At 62.8% G+C, this 23,712-nt stretch carries 23 protein-coding genes; 14 read left to right on the plus strand and 9 right to left on the minus strand.

Annotation, left to right across the window (positions count from 1 at the left end):
• Positions 1 to 24 precede the first annotated feature (24 nt).
• Both E4T66_RS21515 and E4T66_RS01720 read right to left on the minus strand, forming a co-directional pair.
• Positions 25 to 378 carry a hypothetical protein gene (locus E4T66_RS21515; protein WP_211242713.1) on the minus strand — a complete coding sequence of 118 codons (354 nt, stop codon included), beginning with the start codon at positions 376 to 378 and terminating at the stop codon, positions 25 to 27.
• Between the two features lie 81 nt (positions 379 to 459).
• Positions 460 to 717, minus strand: a complete 258-nt coding sequence (locus E4T66_RS01720; protein ID WP_169577430.1) for a DUF4404 family protein — start codon at positions 715 to 717, stop codon at positions 460 to 462.
• 177 nt (positions 718 to 894) lie between these two features.
• Between E4T66_RS01720 and E4T66_RS01725 the strand changes: the two genes are divergently transcribed.
• Both E4T66_RS01725 and E4T66_RS01730 read left to right on the plus strand, forming a co-directional pair.
• On the plus strand, positions 895 to 1,431 hold the full coding sequence (locus E4T66_RS01725) for a cupin domain-containing protein (RefSeq protein WP_136847170.1): 537 nt from the start codon (positions 895 to 897) through the stop codon (positions 1,429 to 1,431).
• A 141-nt stretch (positions 1,432 to 1,572) separates the two neighbouring features.
• Positions 1,573 to 2,112 (plus strand): MoaF N-terminal domain-containing protein, encoded by a 540-nt coding sequence (locus E4T66_RS01730; RefSeq protein ID WP_136847171.1) that lies wholly within the window; start codon positions 1,573 to 1,575, stop codon positions 2,110 to 2,112.
• Between the two features lie 43 nt (positions 2,113 to 2,155).
• Here the strand turns inward: E4T66_RS01730 and E4T66_RS01735 are convergent, their stop codons facing one another.
• Both E4T66_RS01735 and E4T66_RS01740 read right to left on the minus strand, forming a co-directional pair.
• Positions 2,156 to 2,992, minus strand: a complete 837-nt coding sequence (locus E4T66_RS01735; RefSeq protein ID WP_169577431.1) for a dienelactone hydrolase family protein — start codon at positions 2,990 to 2,992, stop codon at positions 2,156 to 2,158.
• 9 nt (positions 2,993 to 3,001) lie between these two features.
• Entirely contained in the window at positions 3,002 to 3,790 is a 789-nt protein-coding gene (locus E4T66_RS01740) for an acyl-CoA thioesterase (RefSeq protein ID WP_211242714.1), read from the minus strand.
• A 268-nt stretch (positions 3,791 to 4,058) separates the two neighbouring features.
• On the opposite strand from E4T66_RS01740, the gene E4T66_RS01745 reads away from it, so the two are divergent.
• From E4T66_RS01745 to E4T66_RS01760, 4 genes are all read left to right on the plus strand, one after another.
• A complete protein-coding gene (locus E4T66_RS01745; RefSeq protein ID WP_136847173.1) occupies positions 4,059 to 7,370 on the plus strand; it encodes a TonB-dependent receptor plug domain-containing protein in 3,312 nt (1,103 codons plus the stop codon).
• A gap of 187 nt (positions 7,371 to 7,557) precedes the next feature.
• Positions 7,558 to 8,517, plus strand: a complete 960-nt coding sequence (locus E4T66_RS01750; RefSeq protein WP_136847174.1) for a beta-ketoacyl-ACP synthase III — start codon at positions 7,558 to 7,560, stop codon at positions 8,515 to 8,517.
• 189 nt (positions 8,518 to 8,706) lie between these two features.
• The gene (locus tag E4T66_RS01755) at positions 8,707 to 9,108 is read left to right on the plus strand and encodes a hypothetical protein (protein ID WP_136847175.1); all 402 of its coding nucleotides are present in this window, start codon (positions 8,707 to 8,709) and stop codon (positions 9,106 to 9,108) included.
• 65 nt (positions 9,109 to 9,173) lie between these two features.
• Positions 9,174 to 10,220, plus strand: a complete 1,047-nt coding sequence (locus E4T66_RS01760) for a cytochrome-c peroxidase (RefSeq protein ID WP_136847508.1) — start codon at positions 9,174 to 9,176, stop codon at positions 10,218 to 10,220.
• A 71-nt stretch (positions 10,221 to 10,291) separates the two neighbouring features.
• On the opposite strand, the gene E4T66_RS01765 is transcribed toward E4T66_RS01760, so the two are convergent.
• Positions 10,292 to 11,251 carry a hypothetical protein gene (locus E4T66_RS01765; protein ID WP_136847176.1) on the minus strand — a complete coding sequence of 320 codons (960 nt, stop codon included), beginning with the start codon at positions 11,249 to 11,251 and terminating at the stop codon, positions 10,292 to 10,294.
• Positions 11,252 to 11,384: 133 nt separating this feature from the next.
• Here E4T66_RS01765 and E4T66_RS01770 point away from each other — a divergent pair, with 133 nt between their 5' ends.
• Positions 11,385 to 11,594 (plus strand): SlyX family protein, encoded by a 210-nt coding sequence (locus E4T66_RS01770; RefSeq protein WP_136847177.1) that lies wholly within the window; start codon positions 11,385 to 11,387, stop codon positions 11,592 to 11,594.
• A gap of 12 nt (positions 11,595 to 11,606) precedes the next feature.
• Complete coding sequence (locus tag E4T66_RS01775) at positions 11,607 to 11,858, plus strand: hypothetical protein (protein ID WP_136847178.1); 252 nt, start codon at positions 11,607 to 11,609, stop codon at positions 11,856 to 11,858.
• Here the strand turns inward: E4T66_RS01775 and E4T66_RS01780 are convergent.
• The 4 genes from E4T66_RS01780 to E4T66_RS01795 form a co-directional block, all read right to left on the minus strand.
• On the minus strand, positions 11,855 to 12,958 hold the full coding sequence (locus E4T66_RS01780; protein WP_136847179.1) for a GNAT family N-acetyltransferase: 1,104 nt from the start codon (positions 12,956 to 12,958) through the stop codon (positions 11,855 to 11,857). The genes E4T66_RS01775 and E4T66_RS01780 overlap by 4 nt on opposite strands.
• A gap of 73 nt (positions 12,959 to 13,031) precedes the next feature.
• The gene (locus tag E4T66_RS01785; protein WP_136847180.1) at positions 13,032 to 13,268 is read right to left on the minus strand and encodes a YdcH family protein; all 237 of its coding nucleotides are present in this window, start codon (positions 13,266 to 13,268) and stop codon (positions 13,032 to 13,034) included.
• An 81-nt stretch (positions 13,269 to 13,349) separates the two neighbouring features.
• On the minus strand, positions 13,350 to 13,772 hold the full coding sequence (arfB, locus tag E4T66_RS01790) for an alternative ribosome rescue aminoacyl-tRNA hydrolase ArfB (RefSeq protein ID WP_136847181.1): 423 nt from the start codon (positions 13,770 to 13,772) through the stop codon (positions 13,350 to 13,352).
• Positions 13,773 to 13,788: 16 nt separating this feature from the next.
• Positions 13,789 to 15,597, minus strand: a complete 1,809-nt coding sequence (locus tag E4T66_RS01795; protein ID WP_136847182.1) for a DUF885 domain-containing protein — start codon at positions 15,595 to 15,597, stop codon at positions 13,789 to 13,791.
• A gap of 226 nt (positions 15,598 to 15,823) precedes the next feature.
• On the opposite strand from E4T66_RS01795, the gene E4T66_RS01800 reads away from it, so the two are divergent.
• From E4T66_RS01800 to E4T66_RS01825, 6 genes are all read left to right on the plus strand, one after another.
• Positions 15,824 to 18,355, plus strand: a complete 2,532-nt coding sequence (locus E4T66_RS01800) for a TonB-dependent receptor (protein WP_136847183.1) — start codon at positions 15,824 to 15,826, stop codon at positions 18,353 to 18,355.
• Between the two features lie 21 nt (positions 18,356 to 18,376).
• Complete coding sequence (locus E4T66_RS01805; protein ID WP_136847184.1) at positions 18,377 to 20,539, plus strand: acetate--CoA ligase family protein; 2,163 nt, start codon at positions 18,377 to 18,379, stop codon at positions 20,537 to 20,539.
• Between the two features lie 107 nt (positions 20,540 to 20,646).
• On the plus strand, positions 20,647 to 21,684 hold the full coding sequence (locus E4T66_RS01810) for a hypothetical protein (RefSeq protein WP_136847185.1): 1,038 nt from the start codon (positions 20,647 to 20,649) through the stop codon (positions 21,682 to 21,684).
• Between the two features lie 91 nt (positions 21,685 to 21,775).
• Positions 21,776 to 22,636: a restriction endonuclease gene (locus E4T66_RS01815; protein ID WP_136847186.1), complete on the plus strand. Its 861-nt coding sequence runs from the start codon at positions 21,776 to 21,778 to the stop codon at positions 22,634 to 22,636.
• Between the two features lie 177 nt (positions 22,637 to 22,813).
• Positions 22,814 to 23,449 carry a hypothetical protein gene (locus E4T66_RS01820; RefSeq protein WP_136847187.1) on the plus strand — a complete coding sequence of 212 codons (636 nt, stop codon included), beginning with the start codon at positions 22,814 to 22,816 and terminating at the stop codon, positions 23,447 to 23,449.
• On the plus strand, positions 23,437 to 23,655 hold the full coding sequence (locus E4T66_RS01825; RefSeq protein WP_136847188.1) for a hypothetical protein: 219 nt from the start codon (positions 23,437 to 23,439) through the stop codon (positions 23,653 to 23,655). The genes E4T66_RS01820 and E4T66_RS01825 overlap by 13 nt, the downstream gene beginning before the upstream one ends.
• Positions 23,656 to 23,712 lie beyond the last annotated feature (57 nt).

Raw genomic sequence — 23,712 nt, forward strand, 5'->3', positions numbered from 1 at the left:
GCCGCGTTACATTCGGTCGGCGTGTCAGCCAGCAGCTTTGGCCGCTTTTTTCACAGCCTTCTTTGCCACTTTCTTGACCGCCTTTTTCGTAGGCTTCGGAGCCGCCTTTTTGGCCGGCTTCTTTGCCGCAGCTTTGGCTGGCTTGGCTTCGGTCTTGAGGATGTCGATCAGTTTGTCGACGGCCGACTCGACCGGCGTTCCTTTGACCGCGCCCTTGAATGCAGTCACGCGGCTCTGATGCGACATGACCCAATGCAATGCTGCGTCGGCTGCTTTGGTGCGCAGCGAGGCAACCTGTTTTTTGCGTGATGCAGTGACAGAGTTGAGCTTCTTCTTGAACGCCTGAATCTGGGCGTCGAACGACGGGGTAGCGGGCATGTCAGCAGTCTCCCTATGCGAAGGAAGCTGCAGCATAGCAGCAAGTCGTCGCTGCGCCAGTAGCGCTGATCATGGCGCTGATCAGATTCCCATCGAACTCAGACTGGCAACGATGCGTTGCAGGATTTCAGTCGCACGCGGATGCTCGACTTCAAAGTCGGTGATCGCACTGCTGAGTCCATCCACCAGGGGCTCGGTGCGCTGTGAGGACTCGCCCAGTTCAGCTTCGATACGCTCGACCAGCGACAGCAGTCGCTCGCGCCCGGGTGCATCGGCATCAAGCTGATTCAGCTCGCTGCGCAGCTGCGCGATATCCTGTTTCAAACGATCCTGATGCACGTGCGAATCTCCAGCCTCTGGGGCATGCATTGTTCGGACCTGCGCGAGCGCTGTCCAGCGGCGGACATTTTCTTTCAGGCTGAGCGGGGCGGCGATGATGCAGGTCAGTCAGGTTTTACGACACACCCGATGTGATGTGTTATCCAGCTGGTCAACGACTTCGCGACACGAACACCGATGAAATCTCCTGTGCCGGACTCCGCCTCGATTGCCGACCCCTGCGTATGGATTGAGCGGCTGGCGCTGCAGCCGCATCCCGAGGGCGGCTACTTTCGCCGGATCTACACCGATCCGGTTGTGACTGCGCAGGGCTCGAAGTCCAGGCCGCGGCTCAGCTCGATTCACTATCTGCTGACGGCCGCCTGCCCGCTTGGCGTGATGCACCGTAATCGTTCAACGATACTTCATTACCTCCAGCACGGTGGGCCGGTGGAATACCTGACGCTGTCGGAGCAAGGCGTATTGCAGCGGCAGCTTCTGGGATACGAACCGGACCAAGCATTGTTTCTTCAGGTGCCTGGTGGTTGCTGGAAGGCCAGTCGTCTGCAGCCGGGAGTGCCCCACGCCTTGGTCAGCGAAGTGGTGGTGCCCGGCTTTGATCCAGAGGATCACGATTTTCTGTCTCAGGACGACCTGCGTCGCCTGTATCCACACCATGTCGAAGCGCTGCAGGAGTTCGTGCGTCAGGAGGCAGGTTCGGATCCGTTTGCCTGAGGAGGCGGCTGTCGGGAGGTCCGGCCGGGAACGGACAGCGTGGATTCAGGTCCAACCGGGCATGCTGTGGACCATCCGCCACCATGGCAATGGTGCCTGCCAGCGGCCGTATCGGCCGCCGGCATCCTATGGAATCCGAATATGAACGCATCCAACGCATCCACGCCGACAAATTTCGGTCGTCGACAGCATCGCTGGATCCGGCGCCTGGGCGGCGGATTGGTCCTGTTGCTGGTGTCCTTGCTGAGCTTTGTCCGCATGGCCGATGGCAGCACCGTCGGCGTCAGCGAAGTTCCGGTGCGACAGCTGGTCGGGACCACGCTGCGCTACGCCATGCCTGACGGCGAGTACGTCGAGCGGGAATTCGTGGCGCAGGATAAGGCCCGCTGGCGCATGCTCAACGGTACGCGCGAAGGGGATCAGGGCACTGAGGCGCTGAAGATCGTGCGCATGGGGCCTGCCGTGTTCTTCGTCAATCGGGTCGATGCGCAGAATGGCGACACCATTAGCGAGGTCTACAACCTCGCGACGCAGACCGTTGCAGTCTATGTGACGCGACTCGACCCTGATGATGCGAACCGCCGGATCGAAGAATCGGTTGAAGGTCGCGTGGAAATTATCCGGGATGCCGGTGAAGGTGAGCACGCTGCTGCCGGTGGCGTGACTGAACCGGCGGTGTAAACGGCCGGTATTCGAGAAGATCTGGTGCCACGGTGATCCTGCTTCAGCGCCCCGCAAAGGCATCGGCAAGGAAGTTGCGCATCATCGCGTAGGCCCGATGTGCTGCCTTGGGGTTGTATTGCGCCTTGCCTGGCGTATTGGCGTCGGGATCGGTAAACGAGTGCACTGCGCCGCCGAAACGCACCAGTTGCCAGTCGGCACCCGCTGAGCGCATTTCTTCCACAAAGGCATCGACCTGTGGCTGCGGCACATAGGGATCCGCGTCACCGTGCAGCGCCAGGATGCGGGTGCGCAGCGGTTGATCGGGGACCTCGCTCGGCGGCAATGACAGGTTGCCGTGGAATGACACCACTGCGGACAGTGGAGTGCCTGTACGCGCCAACTCCAGAACCGTCGCGCCGCCAAAGCAGAAACCGATCGCCGCAAACCGCTGCACATCTGCAATATCGGCAGCTTGGGCGGCCCACGCCAGCGCTTGCTCGTGTGCGGCCAGAATCCGTCGGCGCAGATCAGCTCGGTCGCCATAGAGGGCCTGGACTGTGCGGCCCGCCGCGGCAGCGTCTGCCGGTTGTGCGTCGCGGCCGTACATGTCGGCAACGAAAACCACATAGTCACGCCCGGCGATCTGTGCCGCCTGGCTACGGTTTGCTGCGGTGGTGCCCAGCCAGTTCGGGACCATTAACAGCAGCGGACGGGAGGAGCGGATGCTGTCATCGTAGTAGACGTAGGCGCGGTGTTCGCGATCACCCATGCGATAGTCGACGATCTTTTCCACAATCTGCGCCCCGGTCTGAGACGCGCTGCCGGCGTGTCCCATCATCGATGTCAGCATCGCAACAGCGCCGAGCATCGACGGAAAAATCCCTGTACGGAAGTTCATCGGCGACTCCTATCCAAAAGCGACGACACACTGTCGGCTCAGTGCCGCGAGCGTGCCATCCGGGGCGTACAGCGCGGCGGTCTGTGCCAGATAGCCGTCTGCTGCCTGGGTGACTTCAGCGTCCATGCACCAATCCGCACTTGGGTCATCATCGTCCTTGTGGCGGAACAACTCCAGAGTCCAGGTGAGTGAACTCGCCGGAGACGGCCGCCGCAGCATCGACAGCGCCGGACTGGGAATCACATCCGCATAGCCCAGTAGATGGCACTCGTCCAGCGGCTGTGGCTGCCGGTTGCGCACGAGGACGCGCGTTTTCGCCTCGGTGGCACCAGTGAACGGTGTGCCGCCAGCGATCCAGCGCATGCGGTAATGCTTGGTGAATGCCGGGGTGATGCCCTCGACATACGGAATCTCGCGCGCTGTACTCGCATCCGGATCGACCGGCAGCGTCTGCGCCAGATGCAGGCTGGAATCCCGCCCGCGACCGAAAATCGCCATCACCAGACACAGTGTCTGATCCCCGGCGACGATGCGTCCTTCGCAGTGCATCACCGATTTGCCCACGCGCAGCAAGCGGGTTTGAATCTGGACCTCTCCCGCAGGAACGGGTGCGATGAAGGTGGCCTGGATGACCCGCAAAGGAACTTCCGCGGGTGCCGATGCGCGCAAGGCGCGCACGATCAGGGCAACCTGCAAGCCTCCGAACAGGGTGCGGCCCTGGAGCCAGTCGTTGCCGACGATGGCGGAGTGGCGCCCGGAGTCACCCCGCACGGTGTTCAGAACCTCGCTCAACAGCACATCAGACTCCGTTGTGGAAATGGATCGGGGAAATGTCGGTTTCGGGGCTCGCGGTTGGTGCGCCTGCTTCAGGCGGGAATGAATTCCGCCGGGCGCATACCGGATGGCGAGTGATTTTCGCATTTCTCCGGGCTCTGACTCCGGCATGTCCATCGCATCTGGGGGGAATCCCGGATGACGAAAGCAATTGCCTCGTAGTAGTGTAGGAAAGGGATTACATGAATATGAGTGCGGCCGACAGCGGCGTGCTCCGGGGATAGGGGTTGCGATGAACGGGAAACTTGCGCGCGGGCTGCTGCCCGCCAGCTGGATGCTTGCTGCTCTTCTGGCTGGGCCGGCGAATGCACAGGATGACGCCATGGCGGAAGTCGTGCCGACCTACGAGTTGGAATCGGCCGAGCTTTCCGACAGCGCTGTGGTCGTGACCGAGTCCGCTTCGGATGAAGGCGAGCCACAGGGCGAGCCATCGCCTGCAAGCGAAGATGCCGCGGTGTCGACGATTGGTGTCGAGCCCTTGCGCGCCGATGGCGAGGATTCGGCCATTGCCGAGGATCGTTCGCGACTCGAAACCATTGAGGTGACCGGATCGCGCATTCGTCGCACCGACTACGAGACCGCGCAGCCGGTGTTGCTGATCAGCCGTCAGGATATCGAGCGGTCCGGCATGACCTCGATCGGTGATCTGCTGCAGAACCTGCCGCAGGCTGGCGCGGCACTGAATACCGCATTCAATAACGGTGGTGACGGCGCGGTTGAGATCGATCTGCGCAATCTGGGTTCGAACCGCGTGCTGGTGCTGGTCAATGGCCGCCGCTGGGTCGGTGGATTGAGTCAGTTGCGCACCAACTCGGTGGATCTCAACACCATTCCGATCTCGATCATCGACAGCATTGAAGTGCTCAAGGACGGCGCTTCGGCGGTCTACGGCTCGGATGCGATCGCCGGCGTGGTCAACATCAAGACGCGCCGCGACTTCGACGGCGCCGAGCTGCGCGGGCAGGCGCAGGTCTACGACGATGGCAAGGGCCTGACGCAGTCCTACAGCTATGCCGCGGGCTCCAACAATGGCAGCACCGGCGTGTTCATGGATCTGAGCTATGTGAACCAGAGCGAACTGTTCGCTGGAGATCGGGACCTCTCCTCCGTGCCGACCTACGGCACCGGCATCAGCCGCGGCAGTTCATTCACGCCGCAAGGGCGCATCCTGTTTGTGCCCAACGCGATCAACGGCAACGTCATCGCCAACGGCCAGACGGATCCGGCCAGCGCCTGCTACGACCTGTCCGGCGCGGTGGCTGGCGGTGCCCTGAGCGATCCCTTCGGTACCGCTGGAGCGCCTGATCCCGGGGTTGGTGGTATCGACGATCCGGGCTTGAGCCTGCCGTTCGGCTCGCCGCTGACGATCTGCGATCTGGCGCGGCGTCCGGGTCAGGGCACCGATCCTTCGGGCAACTACGTGCGCTTTGATCAGAATGTCGATGCCTACAACTACGCGCCGATCAACTATCTGCTGACGCCGAGCGAGCGTTACAGCATCTTCGGCCAGCTGACCCACGAATTCGACAGCGGCATCCGCTTTACCAGTGAAGCCTTGTACAACCTGCGCAAGTCAGCGCAGCGCCTGGCCGAGACGCCCGTGGGCGTTGGCGATGCCCTGCCGGCGCCGTTTTCGCTGGCATACGTCGATTCCACCAACCCGTACAACCCGACCAACCCGCAGAGCCCGTATTACATTCCGGGGACGACCGCGCAGGATATCGGCCGTGGCGATGCGGGCACGGGTCTGATCGGTCTGGGCGCGGTACTGCGTCGCATGGTTGAACTCGGACCTCGCCAGTTCGAGCAGGATGTGGGGACCTACCGCGTCGGCGGCGGCTTCGATGGTCAATTTGGTCTGTACAGTTCGTCGGTCGACTGGAACCTGGGAGCGGCGTATTCGGAAAGCACCTTGGCCACAACCGAGGCCGGTCTGATCAACATGGAACGCCTCGCGCGCGCCGTCGGCCCGCTTGCCGACTGCGCCGGGGATGACGTCAACAGCGCACCGCCGTCAGCGGCGGGCTGCGTTCCGTTTGATCTGTTCGGCGGTCCGGGAACGATTACGCCGGAAATGCTGGGCTATGTGGCCTATACCGCGCATGACACCGCGCGTCAGCAGCAGCGTCTGTTCTACGGCAACGCCTCGACCAACCTGCCAATCGTCGACTGGCTGCCGGGCGCGCTGGGCGTGGCAACCGGTGTCGAGCTGCGGACCGAGTCGTTCGAGAGCACACCGGATGCGACCAAGGTTGCCGGCATTTCCAGCACCAATGCCTCAGCCCCGACGCATGGCAGCTATGACGCCTTTGAGGCATACATCGAGCTGGCCATTCCACTTCTGGCCAACCTGCCTCTGATCAACAGCTTCGATCTGAGTCTGGCGACGCGTTATTCGGATTACGGCGACATCGGTTCGAACACCAGCTCCAAGGTCGGGCTGGAATGGCGCATGTTCGATAACCTGCTGCTGCGTGGGACCTGGTCAGAGGCGTTCCGTGCGCCGTCGATCACCGAGCTGTACCTCGGTGCCGTCACCAGCTTCCCTGAAGTCAATGATCCGTGCGCGTCGGGCGAGCGCGACACTGATCCGAACGTGTCCGCAAATTGCGACGCCGACGGGGCGGCCAGCTCACAGACCAATGCCCAGTTGCCGACAATCTATGGCGGTAATCCGGATCTGAATCCGGAAACGGCGACCTCGATCACCGCGGGTCTCGTCTACAGCCCTGACTTCATCCAGGACTTCAGCGTCACCGTCGACTGGTATCAGATTCAGCTCGATGACTTCATCTCGTTTATCGGCACCGACCAGATCTTCGAGCTGTGCTATCGCGCCGATCCGGATCAGCGTGCGCTGTGCGATCGTGTTCAGCGCGGGCCGAGCGGCGAGATTTCCAGCATCCAGAACAGTGCGGTCAATTTCTCCGCGCTGGAAGTGGCGGGTGTCGACATCAACCTCGACTGGCGCATCCACGCCGACTGGCTGGATCAGCTGGGCAGTTTCCGCGTCATGCTCGACGGATCCTACGTCAGCGAGTACACCACCATCGTTCCGGCCTCGTCCGGACCGGATGTGCGCAGTGGCTTGGTCGGGTACGAGTTTGGTGGGCAAGGCGCGATCCCGCGCTTCAAGGCGAACGCGCAGCTGATCTATTCCAATGGACCGTGGGAGGCGAGCTGGACCACGCGTTTCATCTATCACGTCTATGAAGTCTGTGACGACGGCTACCAGGATCCGGGTGCGGCCGCCGGCGGTGGCAATCCGACGCCGATTCTGTCCCTGGATGAGTACGGACTGTGTTCGGGGCCGGTGCACCCGGATTACGGTGTCCTCAACGAGATCAAGACCACGTTCTATCACGACGTGCAGCTGTCTTATGACGTTCCGAACTGGAATACGCGTCTGGTCATTGGCGTGATCAATGCGCTGGACCAGGATCCGCCGCCGGTGTATTCGTCATTTGCCAGCAGCTACGACCCGACCACCTACGACGTGCCGGGATCGCGCACGCCGTACATCCGCTTCGTCTCGAACTTCTAGCGCAGCGGAACAGCTTCACTCCCGGCCGGATCCCACGTCACCGATTGCGATCGCTGACGTGGGGTCCGGTTTTATGCGTTTTGCCGACCCGGAAGCACTTCGTTCTCCAAATCCTGCGCGGCCCCGGGCCTTCGCCCTGGAGCTCTGCCTGCAATTTGGGTGTCGCGGCTTCGGTTAAGCTTCGCCCATGGGCTACTCAAAAATCATAGGCACCGGCAGCTATCTGCCGGAAAAAATCGTGACCAACCGCGACCTGGAGTCGCGCATCGAAACCAGCGATGAATGGATTGTTTCACGCACCGGAATTGAGGCGCGCCACGTTGCTGCCGACGGTGAGCTGACCAGCGATCTGGCGCTGGCGGCGGCGCAGCGCGCGATGCAAGCCGCTGGGGTTGGCCCCGCAGAGATTGACCTGATTATCGTGGCCACGACCACGCCGGACATGGTGTTTCCATCGACGGCGTGTCTGCTGCAGGCCAAGCTCGGCGTCAAGCAGGGCGCGGCGTTTGATGTGCAAGCCGTCTGCACCGGCTTCATCTACGCACTTTCAATCGCGGACAAGATGGTTGCCAGTGGTTCGTATCGCTGCGCGCTGGTGGTCGGTGCCGAAGTGTTCTCGCGCCTGCTCGACTGGAACGACCGTCGTACCTGCGTGCTGTTTGGTGACGGCGCGGGCGCGGTGATCGTGAAACCGTCGGAGGAGCCCGGCATCTACTCGTCTCATCTGCACGCTGATGGCAGCTACAGCCATATTCTCCGTGTCGGTGGCGGCATCGCCGAGGGACGTATTCGCGGCAATCCATACCTGGAAATGGATGGACAGGCGGTGTTCAAACTGGCCGTGCGGGTACTCGACGAGTGTTCGCGCGAAGCCTTGGAACACAACGGCTTCACCGGCGCCGACGTCGATTGGCTGGTGCCGCATCAGGCCAATCTGCGCATCATCAATGCGACGGCCGACAAGATGGGCATTCCGCGTGAGCGCGTGGTGACCACGGTGGCCCGGCACGGCAACACTTCGGCGGCATCGGTCCCGCTCGCCCTGGATGGCGCTGTGCGCGACGGACGCATCCAGCCGGGGCAGCTGCTGATGATGGAAGGCGTCGGTGGCGGCATGACCTGGGGATCTGTGCTGCTGCGCTGGTGACCGAGGGCGCCTGACGCGCCCCAAAGCTCCAATTCCGACTTCATTCATCAACGCGTCCGCCCGGTGGGCGCGCGCGCTTGCATTGACATTGCCGCGACGTGTGCCGCGCCACACTGGTTCCCTCAAGGTACTCCCGGCTGTATGGTAGGGAGGCTTCGGTCCCTGGGGGCAACGCCAGCAGGTGAAGTCATGAAGACTCTGGTGCGTCGAAACTGTGGTGTACGACCTGCGGCGTTGCCGCTACGAGGCGTGCGCTGCTGCTTCTGCGTGCTATTGAGCCTGTTGATCCTGCATATCGGCATGCCGGTGTTGCGTTCTTTGCCGGCTCCACGTGCCCGCGCAACGTTTACGAGCATGCATGACCCGCGTCCAATGGACGCTGAAGCGATGGTGCCGGTGTCCGGTCGCGGTCCGTATGCGGCAACCGGTCACGTGAGCTCGCAGATTTTCGATCGAGTGCCCGGATCCGCATCCAGCCGCGTGGCGGCGCTGGCGCGGTGGTGGATGTCCGAGTTGAGCGTTGCCTCGGGTTTCGTTCTGGCCCTGGACGTGCAGCATTCGCCGCGTGCGCCACCGCGGCGCCTGTGCTGACTGCGTCGTCCCCTCACACAAAAACAGGATCAACACAGATGAACACAAAACAGGTATCAGATTCCATGTTCGAACAGCGGCGTTCCCGGTCGTGGCTGGCTGGCGGACTGGTTGCAGGGCTCTTGCTGGCCCCTGCGGTCCAGGCCGCCGACTGGCAGGCGCTGCCGAAGACGGCTCCGGCTCCTGCCGACAACCCGACCACGCCAGCCAAGGTTGAACTCGGCAAGATGCTGTACTTCGATCCGCGTTTGTCATCGACTGGCACGGTCTCGTGCTTCTCCTGTCACAACGTCATGGAAGGCGGAGACGATCACCGTTCGACCTCGGTGGGTGTGCATGGCCAGATCGGCGGGCGCAACGCGCCGACCGTATGGAACGCCGCGTTCCAGTCCGTGCAGTTCTGGGATGGCCGCGCTGCAAGCCTGGAAGATCAGGCCAAGGGGCCGATCGTCAATCCGATCGAAATGGGCATGCCCGAACTGGGGCTGGCGGTTGAGCGCATTCAGAAGCTCGCTGGCTATCGTCCATACTTCGATGCTGCGTTCGGTGCCAAGTCGGCGATCGATGCCGATACCATTGCCAAGGCGATCGCTGCGTACGAACGCACACTGATCACGCCGGACAGTGCTTACGATCGCTTTGTGCGTGGCGACAAGAAAGCACTGACGGCGCAGCAGCAGCGCGGCATGCAGGCTTTTGCCGATACCGGCTGCGTGGGCTGTCACTCGGGCGCGAACTTCAGCGGACCGAGCCTGCCCACTGGCACGGGTTTCTTCATGAAGTTCCCGGTGTTTCCGGATAGCCCGATGGTTGCGCAGTACCGCGTTCTGGATGACGGTGGCAAGGCGGCCGTGACCGGCAAGACGGCGGACCAGAATATGTGGCGGGTTCCCACCCTGCGCAATCTGACCTACACCGCACCCTACATGCACAACGGCGCGGTCAAGAGTCTGCCGGAGGCGGTGCGCATGATGGCAGTGACGCAGCTGAGCAAGCAGTTGCCGGATACCGAGGTGGCCGACATCGTCGCCTTCCTGGAGTCGTTGTCCGGGCCGTTCCCGGAACAGACCATGCCGCATCTGCCGCCGACGCCGGGTGACATGCTCGAATAAGGCTGCGGTTTAAATACTGGGGGGCGCGACGGGTTCGTCGCGCCCCCTTTTTTGTTCCGGTGCAACGTGGCTCAGCGTCCGCTCTGCATCCAGGCTTTACGGATTTCACGTCCGCACTGGACGCTGTCCCAGTAGGCGCTGGCCGAGAGCTTCTGCCGGGCAAGAATGCCGTAGGTCTGTTTGTCCGCCGAGATCCACGGATAGAAACCCATCAGTCCGGGGCTGCTGAAGCTGCCGTCGCCGGTCCCCGGTGCGTCCTCGACCCAGTGATTCAGGCTGTAGTGCCAAGCTTCCTTGACCGGGCTCGACACCGCACTCTTGCACACACCAGGCAACGTGCAGACCGGGTCGTAGCCCAGATAATCGTGCATGCGCAGCTGGCCCTTCATGATCTTGCGCAGGAACTGTGCGTAGTCGCTGGCGCTGGAACGCATGCCGCCGGCCAGCTGCGGCTTGTCGTAGCTGAAGCCGAGTTCGGCGCCGAGCCGGCCCTTGACCTCGGCGGTCAGCTGCTCGGCGCTCATCTTGCCGAGGCCCATCGATACTGCGAGGCGCTGGCTGTGGCCGCCCCCATAGGAGAACCGGCCGACCTTGGCTTTTTCCTTGTCGTCGTTGCCGCGGGCTTCCATGCAGGCGCCGACGCTGCGCGACAGCAGGCAGCGCACCGGATTGAACGCGGTATATCCCGAGCGCATCTCAAGCATCGCGACCTGATCGTCGCTGGGACGGGCGTTGCGGCCGATTTTCTCCAGCACGTAGGCGCCCCAGACCCATTTCGATGCTGAGGCGATCTTCATTTCCGTGCTGGCGCTGTACTCGCTGCCAATCTGTCCGGAGGCTTGCACACCGTTCTTGTCGCCGATTTCCCAGTAGAAATCGCCCAGTGCGGTGCACTCACGCGCGCTGCGGGCGGTTTCAGCGGCAGCGTTTGCGCGTTTGTTGGCGGCAGCGGCCGTATCCGAGAAAACAGCGGCGGTTGCTGCGAGTGTGATCAGGCAGGCCAAGGTGGTGCGTCGTGGGGAGGGGGCCATGGGGGGAGTCTCCGTTGGTTCGGCAGTAGCCGATACGGTAAAGGTATTGCATGAATGGCGCCTGACGATAACCGATGGGGACGCCGCTGCGACAGCAGGCTATGCTTGAGCGCCTCATGACTCTTGGCGCGCGATGAACGAAGACCGTCTGATCGAACTCGAAACCAAGCTGGCTTATCAGGAGGAGACGATCCACGTGCTCAACGCCATGGTGACGCAGTTGCAGGCACAGGTATCCGATCTGCAGCGTCTGTGCCGTTCATTGGGTGAGCGCGTACTGCAGATTTCCGATGGTGGCGCGAACAAGACATCCATGCTCGACGAGATCCCGCCGCACTACTGAGGCTCTCGCCCCATGGCAGAACTGCTGACCCTGATTGCGGTGCTGGGCTTCCTCGTCCTGGCCGTGATGGGTGTGCGCCGGCGTCACCTGCATTTTCGCGTGGCCGACTGGCCGCTGGCACGGCAGCTGGAAACGGCGCTGGCACTGGCCTTTGCGTTGTTTGGTGTACTGGCTTTGTTTGCAGGAGAACGCTGGTTCGCAGCCTGGCTGCTGCTGATGGGGCTGCTGATGCTGACGGCGACCTTGCGCGAATATCGGCGCTAAGTCGATGGCGCGTCGTTGTCCTGGTGCAGTCGCGTGTGTTGTGCCAGCGCGTCGAGTTCGTGCTGCAGGGCTGCTTGTTCCTGGGCGAAATAGCGACTGATCGCGGCGTGCATGCGAGGATCGACAAAGCGATGCGCTGAATGTGCAAGCTCCGGCTCAAAGCCGCGCAGGATCTTGTGTTCACCTTGTACGCCGGCGTCGAAGTGCTGCAGTCCGTGCGCAATCGCGTGTTCGATTCCCTGGTAGTAGCACAGCTCGAAATGCAGCCCGTCGATGTCGGCTTCGGCACCCCAGTGTCTGCCGAACAGCGTATCGCCATCTTCGAAGAAAAAGGCTGCGGCGACGATCCGTTCCCGGTGCTGTGCCAGACAGAACTGCATGCGGGCCCCGAAGTTGCGGGCCCAGTCACGCAGGCAGGCGAGGTTCAGATACGGCCGCTGGCCACGCACCTCATAGGTGCGCGCATATAGCGCATAAACCGTATTCCACTGCGAGTCATCAAGCGTGTCGCCGGCACACCAATGGATATCAAGCGCGCTCGCCAGCTGCTTGCGGCGCTCGGCGCGAATATTCTTGCGCCGCCGCGCATTCAGCACAGCCAGAAACGCGTCAAAGTCCGCGAATGCACGGTTGTGCCAGACGTAACGCAGCTGGGCCCGCTGCAGCCAGCCGTGTGCGGCCAGCAGCCGGCTCTCGGATGCGGGCAGGTACAACAGATGGGCGCTGGATGCCTGCTGTACGTGCAGTTGATCCATGAACGCATCGGCTATTTGCAGGCGCCCCGTGTCAGTGGCCGCAATCAGGCGTGGGCCAGGAACCGGGGTGAACGGGACGCAGCAGACGAGCTTGGGGTAATAGGCCAGGCCTTGTTGCTGATAAGCCTGGGCGATCTGGAAATCGAATACGAATTCGCCCCAGGAGTGGCTCTTGCGATAGCACGGCGCCCAGGCGCCATCGTTCAGACGGATGGGCGTCGGGATCCAGCCGATGGCGGGCGTGACACAACCGTGCCGCTCCAGCGGTTGCAGGTAGGCGGCGGACGTAAACAAAGATCCGGCGCTGAGGCCGGATTCTGCGGATTCTGGGGTGGAGGCAGGCATGCCCGGCTAGCCTAAGCGCCGCCGGGCACGTTGGCCACATCGCCTCGCGAACCCTCGCGCGAGGCAGCGGCGATTACTGCGTAAGCATCGCGTAAAGCTGATCCTTCAGGTGGACACGCTTCATCTTGGCTTGCTCGACGACGTCGTCCGACGGCGTTTCGATTTCTTCTTCCATCCGGCGGACTTCGCGGTCGGCGTCGTGGTATTCCTCGAACAGGCGTGCAAAGTGCGCGTTCGTTGTTTTCAGCTCGTGAATCTTGTCCCGCAGCTCGGGGAATTCATGAACCAGATCATGCTTTTCAATCGTCATGGAATCGTGCGCTTGTGTGTGTTTGGACGGCCAGTGTCGCGCGGTCCGGGAAGCGCGGCGTTGATGCCGGTCAATGGCGGCTCAGTCGTCGATGGAGCTGCGCAGCGATTTCAGCCGACCGTGCCGGACTTTGCTGTCGACGCGCTTGCGCTGCGCCGACCGTGGGGGGCGGGTTGCCTTGCGTGCCTTGGGAATGTGCCCGGCGGCCTGGATCAGCGCAACCAAACGCTCCAGCGCATCGGCGCGGTTCTGTTCGAGGCTGCGAAAACGCTGTGCCTTGATCACCAGGACACCGTCGCTGCCAATCCGGCGGTCTTTCATCCCCAGCAGGCGCTGCTGATGATCCACCGGCAATGATGAGTGCGGGATGTCGAAACGCAGATGAATCGCGTTGGAGGTCTTGTTGACGTTCTGACCGCCGGCGCCCTGCGCGCGGATTGCGCTGAGTTCGACTTCGTCAGCCGCCAGCGACAGCCCGGCACCGATGTCAATTCGGTCGTTCATCGGTGCCGGGCGCGGATCAGCTGGCCGATCTTTCGGCGATCCAGCGGTCGATTTTCTGCTCAAGGATATCCAGCGGCACGGCACCGTCCTTCAGCACCTGGGTATGGAAGTCGCGGATGTCGAAGCGCTCACCCAGTGCTTTTTCGGCTTTCATGCGCAGGGCCTTGATCCGCAGTTCGCCGATCTTGTAAGCCAACGCCTGGCCGGGAATCGCCATGTAGCGCTCGGCTTCGGCCACCGACTGGGTCTTGCTCTGGGCGGAATTGGCCAGCATGTAGTCGATCACCCGCTCGCGGCTCCAGCCCTTGGCGTGCAGGCCGGTATCGACCACCAGGCGGATCGCGCGCCACAGCTCGTTCTGCAGGTAGCCGAAATAGCTGTACGGATCCTGGTACACGCCCAGTTCCTTGCCCAGCGATTCGGTGTACAGCGCCCAGCCCTCGACGAAGGCGGTGACGCCGCCAAAACGGCGGAACGCCGGTACCCCTTCCAGCTCCTGCTGGATCGCCAGCTGGAAGTGGTGGCCGGGAATCGCCTCGTGCAGGTAAAGATCTTCCATGTCCCAGGTCTTGCGCGTCGGCAGGTCGTAGGTGTTGACGTAGAAGATGCCGGGGCGGCTGCCGTCCTCGCTCGGCGACTGGTATTCACCACCCGCTGCGGACTTGGCGCGGAACGGTTCGATCGGGCGGATCTCGAAACCGGCCTTGGGTGTGACCGAGAACAGCGTCGGCACGCCGGCGTCGACGCGCTCGCGCAGGCTGTTGTAGGCGGCCAGCAGTGCGTCCTCGCTGTCGAACTCGAAGCGCTTGTCGGTCTTCAAGAACTCGAAGAACGCGTGCAGATCGCCCTTGAAGCCGACCTGCGCAATGACGCTCTTCATTTCCTTGTGGATGCGGTCCACCTCATCCAGTCCGATCTGATGGATCTGTTCCGGCGTCAGGTCGGTGGTGGTGACACTGCGCACGTTGTACGCGTACCAGGCCTTGCCCATCGGCAGTGCACCCATGCCGGCGGTGCTGCGCGCACGCGGCAGATATTCACTGCGGATGTAGTCGCGCAGGCGGCGGTAGCTGGGATTGATCTGGCGGTCGATCATCGCGGAATACGCCGCGGTCAGCCGTTCACGTTCGGCGGCGCTGAACGATTCGGGCATGTTCGCGACCGGCTTGTAGAACAGGCTCTGCGTAGGGTCGTCTGCGATCAGCGCGTCGAGCTGGTCGACCGAGCGTTCCATCAGGATGCGCGGTTGCACGACGCCTTTCTTCACGCCTTCACGCATGTTGGCGATGGCCTGCTCGAACAGTGCCGGCACGCCGTCGACGCGCTTGAGCCAGTTGTCGTAGTCCTGCACGGTCGCGAACGGCTGCGCCGAGGTTCCGGATCCGAGCTGCGCGAGCAGGCCGGCAATGTTGTAGAACTGATTGATCGGGATCAGCTCGCCGGGGAATTCGTCACTTTCCAGCGACTCGCGACGGTCATGCTTGAAGATCTCGACGCTGAGCTGATCCTGCTGGCTGAGGGTTGCCGTATCCAGTGCGCTGACGCGATCCAGCCACTTCTGGTGGAACGCATGCTGTCGTGCGATTTCCTCCGGGGCCAGGAAATTCGGCATCTGGTCGTTGTAGCGCGGATCGCCGACGTAGGTAGCCTCAATCGGATTCAGTGCCAGATATTCCTGCCAGAAATCGGCGAACAGCTGCTGCGCCTGCGAGGTTTCAGCCGTGCCGGTGTTTGCGGCTTTCGGGGCATCGGGGGCAGGCGCTACCGCCGGGCCGGCACAGGCGGTACACAGCAGTAGGATCGGCAGCCATCGGGCAAAGGACATGGAATGCTCCTGATTCTCGGTTTTGACCGCCGCGACGCTAGCATGACCGCGTTGAGCTTTCCTGAGGGGTTTGTCCTATATCGACGGACGCGGTGAGGTGGGGGGGTCTTTCGCATCGGTGTCTTCACTGCTGAGCTACCATCGGCGCCATCCGTGGCCTTGAAGCACTGGCGCGGTTCATGCTTTGAAGCTCGCGTGTCGGCCCGAATCTGAAAGAAACCATTTGATGTCCCCTTTTGATCGACATTTCGGCCTGCGTTTGGCGCCGATCTCTCTGGCGGTTCTACTGCTGACGCCGTTCGGCGCATTTGCGCAGGACGAGCTGGATGAACTGTTTTCCGGCATGGATACGTCGTCCGCCCTGACGCCGAACGAGTCCGCACCTGCGGAATCGACAGTGGGTGCTGCCGGTCAGTCCGACGCGACGCTGGAGGACACTGTCGCCGTCGTGCCTCTGCGCAAGGATCCCGCACCCGGGATGCAGACGCCGCCGTCCGGTCGCGTGATTGAGGAAATCGTGGTAACGGCGCAGAAAACCGAACAAAGCATCCAGGACGTGCCGGTATCGGTGAGCGCGCTGGACGGCGAAACCTTGAAGCAGTCAGGGACCTTCGATGCCGGTGGGCTGGAAAACCTGGTGTCGAACGTCGAGATCGATATCGACCCGCAGGCGCCGGTGATCGGCATTCGCGGCTTCGCGACGGAAACGGACAACGTCGGTTTCGAGCCCGCCGTCGGGCTGGTGATGGACGATCTCGCGCTGGGCCGGCCCGAGTTCATCCCGGACGGGCTGTTCGACATCGAGCGCATCGAAGTGCTGCGCGGCAGCCAGGGCACCCTGTTCGGCAAGAACACCATCGCGGGCGTGATCACCTTTGCATCGACCGAACCGGACGACGCTCTGACCGGCAATCTGCTGGCGTCGATCGGAGATCCGCATCAACGGCGGATTGAAGCCGGGGTCAGCGTGCCGTTCGGCGACGCGGTGTCGGCGCGTCTGTCCGGCGTGATCTGGGACAAGGATGGTGACGTCGACAACAGTACGCTGGGTCGTACCGAGGGCACGCTGACGCAAAGTGCCGGACGCATCAAGCTGGTGGCGCGGCCCGGCGACCGCTGGACCCTGCGCGCGTCGACACAGCATTCCAACACTTCGGTCGATTACGCGCCATGGCAGTTGTACGACGCCAGCGCCAACGCGCTGGCGTTCGCGCAGCGCTACGACGTTAGTACCGAGGACAATCCGCGCGATGCGCACACGACCTTTGATGTGCCGGGATACGTCAAGCGGCGTTCCGACGTGTCGCGGCTGCGTGCGGACTACGATGCCGGTGACTGGCTGGGACTGCGCGATGTCACGCACACTGCCGTAGTCGGACATGCCGGTTTTGATCTGGGCACGATCATCGACATTGATGTCAGCCCCGCCGATGTCATCGTCACCGACTTCGGCGTCGACTACGCGCAGGACTCGATCGAACTGCGTACAGCGGCCGGCGCGGATTCGCTGTTCGGTCTTGGCCACGACGTTCAGCTGGTGATCGGCCTGTACGGTCTGCGGTCCGATATGGACAGCCATCTGGATACGCTGGCCGGCGATGATCTGCTGGCGTTTGCCGCCAGCAGCGCCGGCTTTGATGCTTTGGGACTACCTTCCAGCTTCATCAACGACCTGCTGCAGCCGCCGAGCCTCGCGATCAACGATGCCCTGCGGCGTGGATTCTCGCAGCAGACGGACAGCTACGCTGCTTTCGGGCAGATGACGTGGCACTTCACCGAGCGCTGGTCGGCGATCGCCGGTCTGCGCGCAGGGCATGACCGCAAACGCGCACAGTTCAATGTGCGAAGCGAAGGCCTGGGCCTGGTTGCACAGGTGGTTGGTGCGCAGCCCTATGAGGCCCGGCCCGAACGCAGTGAATCGGATGTTTCGCCCAAACTCGGTCTGCAATACGACTGGACCGGGGACATCACCACGTTCGCGACCTGGACTCGCGGCTACAAGGGCGGCGGCTTCAACGCCACCGCGGAGACAGAGACCACCCAGGACGACCAGGGCAACACGGTCGACAATCTGCAGTTCGAAGCCGAGCGTGCCCAGAGCTGGGAAGCCGGTATCAAGAGTCGCCTGCTAGACGGCACGCTGACCGTCAACGCGACGCTGTATCGCAGCGACATCGACAATCTGCAGGTTGTCGATTTCACCGGCTTCTCGTACCAGGTGCGCAACGCCGCAGAAGCACGGCTGCAGGGTCTGGAAATGGATCTGCGCTGGTTGCCGCCGGTGGAGTGGCTGTCGATCAACGCGTCGCTGGGCATCAGCGATGCCAAGTATCTGCGCTATACCAATGCGCCGCCGACCGCGCAGCAGCAGTCCGATGGCGCTGACAGCCAGGACCTCAGCGGCAAATCGCTGGCCAACGCCCCGGATCTGTCGGCGTCATTGTCGCCGGTCGTCAGCATTCCTGTGAGCAGCGACCTGCTGGTGCAGTGGGGTGTGGACGCCAGCTATCGTGGTGACCAGTACTCGGCGACGGACCTGGATCCGCACAGCTTCCAGTCCGGCTATTGGCTGTTCGGCAGTCGCATCTCGATTGGCGCCAGCGACGGGCGTTGGGCGTTGATCGTTGCCGGCAGCAATCTCACCGATGAACGCGCGCTCGATCTGGTGATGGATCACAGTGTCTACTCGAACACCTATATCGCGCAGCAGATTCCGCTGCGCAGCGTGACGGCATCGCTGCAGGCGAGCTGGTACTGACGCCCACCGGCAAGGATTGTCATGGATTCTTTTGACCCGAACGCTCCCGAAACGCTGCAGGCATTTTTTGCCCCGCGATCAGTTGCCGTCATCGGCGCCAGCGCGCGCGCGGAAGCGGTAGGCCATGCGGTGCTGCGCAATCTGTTGGGTGGCGGCTCGGCAGCGCAGGCATTTGGTGGACCGGTCTACGCAGTCAACGTCAAGGGCGGGGAGATTCTGGGCCTGGGCGCCTATCGCAGTCTGGCCGAGATCGGCGCGCCGGTTGATCTGATCGTTGTCTGCATCCCGCCGGCGGCAGTGCCGGCGCTGCTTGAGCAGGCTGGTGCTTGCGGCGTGCGCGCGGCGATCATCATTTCGGCCGGGTTTGCTGAAGCCGGTGCCGACGGCGCGGCCTTGCAGCAGCAGGTGCTGCAGGCTGCGCGTGCGGCGGGCATCCGCATCATCGGGCCGAACTGTCTGGGCGTGATCCGGCCGGTGCTGGCGCTGAACGCAAGCTTTGCCGCGGCCATGCCTGCAGCCGGCGGTATCGGATTGCTGAGCCAGTCTGGCGCGCTGGTGTCCGGCATCGTCAGCTATGCCCAAAGCGAAGGCTTCGGCCTGTCGGCCGCAGTGTCGCTGGGGGACAAGGCCGATGTCGACGATGCGCAGATGCTGCGCTGGCTGGGCTCGGATCGGGCGACTACCGCGATCGCACTCTATGTCGAGGCATTTGCAGACTCGCGTGCAATGTTCGCAGCGATGGCCGAGGTTGCGCGGGTCAAGCCGGTGGTGGCACTCAAGGGTGGCGTTTCTGCGGCGGGTGCCCGTGCGGCGTCGAGTCATACCGGCAGCATCGCCGGATCGCAGGCCGCGTACGCCGCGGCGTTTGCACAGACCGGCGTGCTGCAGGCGCAAACGATTGGTGACTTCATGGCGTGGGCGCGTGCGCTCGCGGCACAGCCGCCGGCCCCCGGCTCGCGGCTGGCCGTGCTGACCAATGCCGGCGGTCCCGGTGTGCTGGCGGCTGATGAGGCGAGTCGGCAGGGATTGGAGCTGGCGCAGTTGTCGGACGAAACCCGCGCAGCGCTCGATGCGGTGTTGCCGTCCGTGTGGTCGCACGGCAACCCGGTGGACATCATCGGCGATGCACCGGCCGAACGCTTCGGTGCGGCCTTGCGCATTCTGCGAGCGGCTCCGGAAGTCGACGGCATCATTGTCATCCTCACCGTGCAGGCAATGACCGATCCGGAGCAGGCGGCGCAGGCCATCGTGCAGGCGGTTTGCAGTGGCGCTGCGCTGCCGGCCAAACCGATCGTGTCGAGTTTCCTCGGGCAGGCTGGGACCACGGTGGCGCGCCTGCTCGATCGCCGCGGAATACCGGAGTTCGACACGCCCGAACGCGCCGTCGGCGCGATGGCAGCGCTGATGCGGCGTGGCAGCTGGTTGCGTGCGCAGTCCGCTTCCGTCATTCCGCCACCGTCCGCGGCGCTGGACGTCGGAAGCCTGCGTGCTCAGATTGCGCCGCTGCAGGCCGCAAGCGGCGGCGCGCTGGATCTGGCGCAGGCGCGCGCGCTGCTGACGTCGGCGGGAATCCATTACAACGCCGCGGGCCACGCGCACGATGTCGATGAAGCGGTGGCGATGGCCGAGCGCATTGGCTACCCGGTTGCGCTCAAACTGGTCAGTCCCGAGGTCATTCACAAGACCGACGCCGGTGCGGTGGCACTGGGCATCACTGACGCCGGAATGTTACGGCGCAAGTGTGAAGAAATATTAAACAATGTGAAGGAGAAGGTGCCTGGCGCGAGCCTGCGCGGTTTTGCCGTCGAGCAACAGATCAGTGGCACTGAGCTGATCGTCGGCGCCCGCCGCGATCACGACTTTGGTCCTCTGCTGATTGTGGGGATCGGGGGCGTCTTCGTTGAGGTTTATCGCGACGTTGCATTCCGCTTGGTACCGCTGAGCCATCAGGACGCATTGGCGATGATCGGCGAGATTCGCGCTCAGGCCTTGCTCAACGGGATTCGGGGCTTTCCGCGCGTTGATCGTGATGCACTGGCGGCCGTGCTCGTGCGACTCGCAGAGCTGGTCACCGTGCTACCGGAAATCGCCGAGCTTGAAATCAATCCGTTGGTGATGACGGCTACGCAGGGGCTGGTCGCAATTGATGCTCGCGTGATCCTGGCGTCGCCGAGCCGCAACTGAATCGAGGCGGCGGCGCAGCGCCGGTCCTGGGCGGCGTCTCTGCGGTCAATGCAGCAAGGCGCTGAAGCGGCTACCGTCAGCACTCAGCCGACGACCGAATGATTCCAATGACAAAAAAAACGCAGTCCGCACTTGCCAAGGCGCTGCTGGATGCACATGTCGCGTTTCTGGTGGAGCAGATCAGCGGTGACGCCCTGAGCGAGCTGGTCGATGCTCAGATTGATGCCGCTCTGGCCGATGCCGCCAAGATCAAGCTCAAGGACGCGGTGACGCCGAAAATGATCAAGGACACCGCGCGCACCTTCGCGGTGGAGATGGAGCCGGCTGGGGGCTTGCCTGAGCTGGTCGCAGAAATTGCCCGCGCTCTGTATGCGCACGAGATCCACGACAAGACCATGCCGAAGGATCTGGTCACGCATGCACGTTACGAGCAGACGATCGAAAAGTTGCTGGAGCTGCGCAGTCTGCGCGAGAAGTTTGTGCGCGAGGCGGTGTCGAGCCCGATCTATATCGCATTCGCGACGGATCTGCTGTATCACGGCATCAAGGGCTATGTGGCGCGCAGTGGTGAACTGACCCGTAACATTCCGGGTGCCAGTTCAATGATGAAGCTCGGCAAGAGCATGATGAACAAGGCGTCGCCGGGCCTGGAGGACACGCTTGACGACAGCCTGAAGAAATACGTTTCGCGCAGCGTCGAAGCCACGGCACGCAGCAGCGCCGAATTTGTGCTCAAGCATCTGACCGACGATGCGTTGCGCAAGATGGCGCGTGAAATCTGGGATCGCAACAAGTTCGTGCCGCTGTCGAAGCTGCGCGAAGACATCAACAGCGACGATCTCGAGGAGCTTTTCGTCGATTTCTACGAGTTCTGGCGTGAATTGCGCAACACCAAGTTCTACTCGGCCATGATCGATCGGGCCATCGATGTACTGTTTGAGATTTATGGGGATACGTCGCTGGCGGAATTGCTCGATGAAATCGGGGTGACGCGCGACCATATGCGCGGCGAGGCCATGCGGTATCTTCCGCATGTGATCAAGCTGCTCAAGCGCAAGAAACTGCTGGAACCGATGCTGCGGCGGCAGCTGTCCGGGTTTTACGAATCGAGCCAGTTCGACGCCGTGCTCGAACGGATGGGCTGAAACGCTACAGGTCATGGCGTTGGAGGTTCCCAGCCGGTATAAAGCGTTCGCCACGACCGGTTGTGGTTTTCTGAGGGGACACTAGGCAGATATGGCGAGCAGACACCGCACAAGTCGGCTGGGGCCGCTGTTGTGGCTGGCTGCCATTTTTTCGGCCTATCTGGTTCTGCGCCCGGCCGGGTCCGATGGCACCATGGCGGTCTTGCAGAGCCTGCTGTTGTGGGGGCTGGTATTGGTGCTCATTGGTGCCGGCGTGCGTCTGCTGATGCGGATGTTCGGTCCCGAGCCGCGCATCGACGGCGGAGCCGACCTGTCGCGGCATCCTTCCGAGCCGCCGCTGCTGCGGATCGCGCCGGCGGATGAGGTGGCACTGACGCCCGTTGTGCGTCCGCCGTTGAACGTGTGGTCCATTGCGTTGCTGCAGCAGCTGGAATGGAAACGCTTCGAGGCTTTGTGCGGCGGATTCTGGAGCGCCAAGGGTTATCCGGTGCGTGTGACGGGCGCCGGGCCGGATGGCGGCGTCAATCTGGTGATCGAGGATCGGCAGAACGCCGATCGAATGTTTGCGGTCATGCAGTGCAAGGCGGCAACCGCGCATCCGGTCTCGATCGATGCCGTGCGCGCCCTGTGGGGCGTCAGGAATCATTTCGGCGCGACCTTGGCAATTTTCTACAGTGTGTCCGGGTTCACTGAAGATGCCTTGCGCTTTGCCGAGGGCAAGCATCTGAAGCTGATCGATGCCGGCCAGTTGCTGGAGCAATTGCAGCAGTTGGAACCCCGGCAGTGCGCGGCCTTGCTGAAGGAAGCGACGCAGGACGATTACCACACGCCGAGCTGCCCGGTTTGCGGCATCAAGATGCAGCGACGCGCCGGCCGTTCCGGCGGACCGGAAATCTGGGGCTGCCGCAATGAGCGCCGCTGCGGCGCTCGTCCGATCGCCAGCGGACTGTAGTTCCCAGACGGATCGTTTTCAGGGCGGGGAATGCCTGGTGTTCCGCGCACGCGGATTAGTATGAATTATCTATGCAGAAACGCCGGACGTGGCCGTTAACCGCTATGGGCAAGACTGCGGGCGATTGCAATGGCGGCAGGCGGACGGGAACGACGACGACGCGATCCGGCGAACCGGTTGCGCCGCGCGTTGTACGGCGTTCTGCTGTGGTGCAGCTATCCGGCCCTGAGCACGGCGAACGATGGTGGTGAAGCGCCCCTGCCGCGGCATGTCACTCGTACGCTGATCTCGATAGAACGACTTGCGGCGCAGTGGGTCGGTTTCGATGCCGGATATCGCATTGACGTCACGCGTCCGGATCCGCGCATTGCGCCGGCGCTGGATCGGATCGCAGGACTGCTGCGGACGCAGACACGCTATGTCTATAGCGAGCCGAGCAGCCTGCTGGGCGGGATCGGCATGGATATCGATCTGCCGTCGTCCGGACGCTTGTATCTTCGGCTCAAGCCCGGCGATCCCGAACTTGATCAGGGATTGCGCTGGGAGCTCTGCGCCACGGACGCGCACAACGAGCGCAGCGCGGTGACGGCGGGCGCCGGCCTGAGCATGGTGTACGGCGCGACCGATCCTCGATTTGACGACACCGTCGGTCGCGCAGAGCTGCATCCACAGGTGATTCTCGACATAGATCGACTGACAGATATCCCCGGGAGTGCCGAACTGATGCTGGGTCGGCGCAGCTGGATAGACAGCGACGGCCAAAGCCCGGACGGTCGCCGCGCCTGGCAAGTGGTGGTGCAATGGCGATTCTAGTTGAACAAGGTGAACGATTTCCGAAGGTCGTCTACGACGCCTTGCCGGTGGTCTACATACTGGTGGGCGTGATGACGCTGTTCGGTCTGGACTCCGGCTTGCGCGTCATTCCGGCAACATTGCTGATTATTGCTGGCCTGCTGGTACGGACGTGGAGACGACAGGCGGCACAACCCCGGCGGCGGCCGATCAAGCGCGATGCTTGAACACTGTCGATATTGGTCGCCAGTCCACTGAGCCGGTCGCTGTTGCGATGGGTTCAG

Origin of the sequence: Sinimarinibacterium arenosum, from assembly GCF_005047655.1 — a bacterium.
GTDB lineage: Bacteria > Pseudomonadota > Gammaproteobacteria > Nevskiales > Nevskiaceae > Solimonas.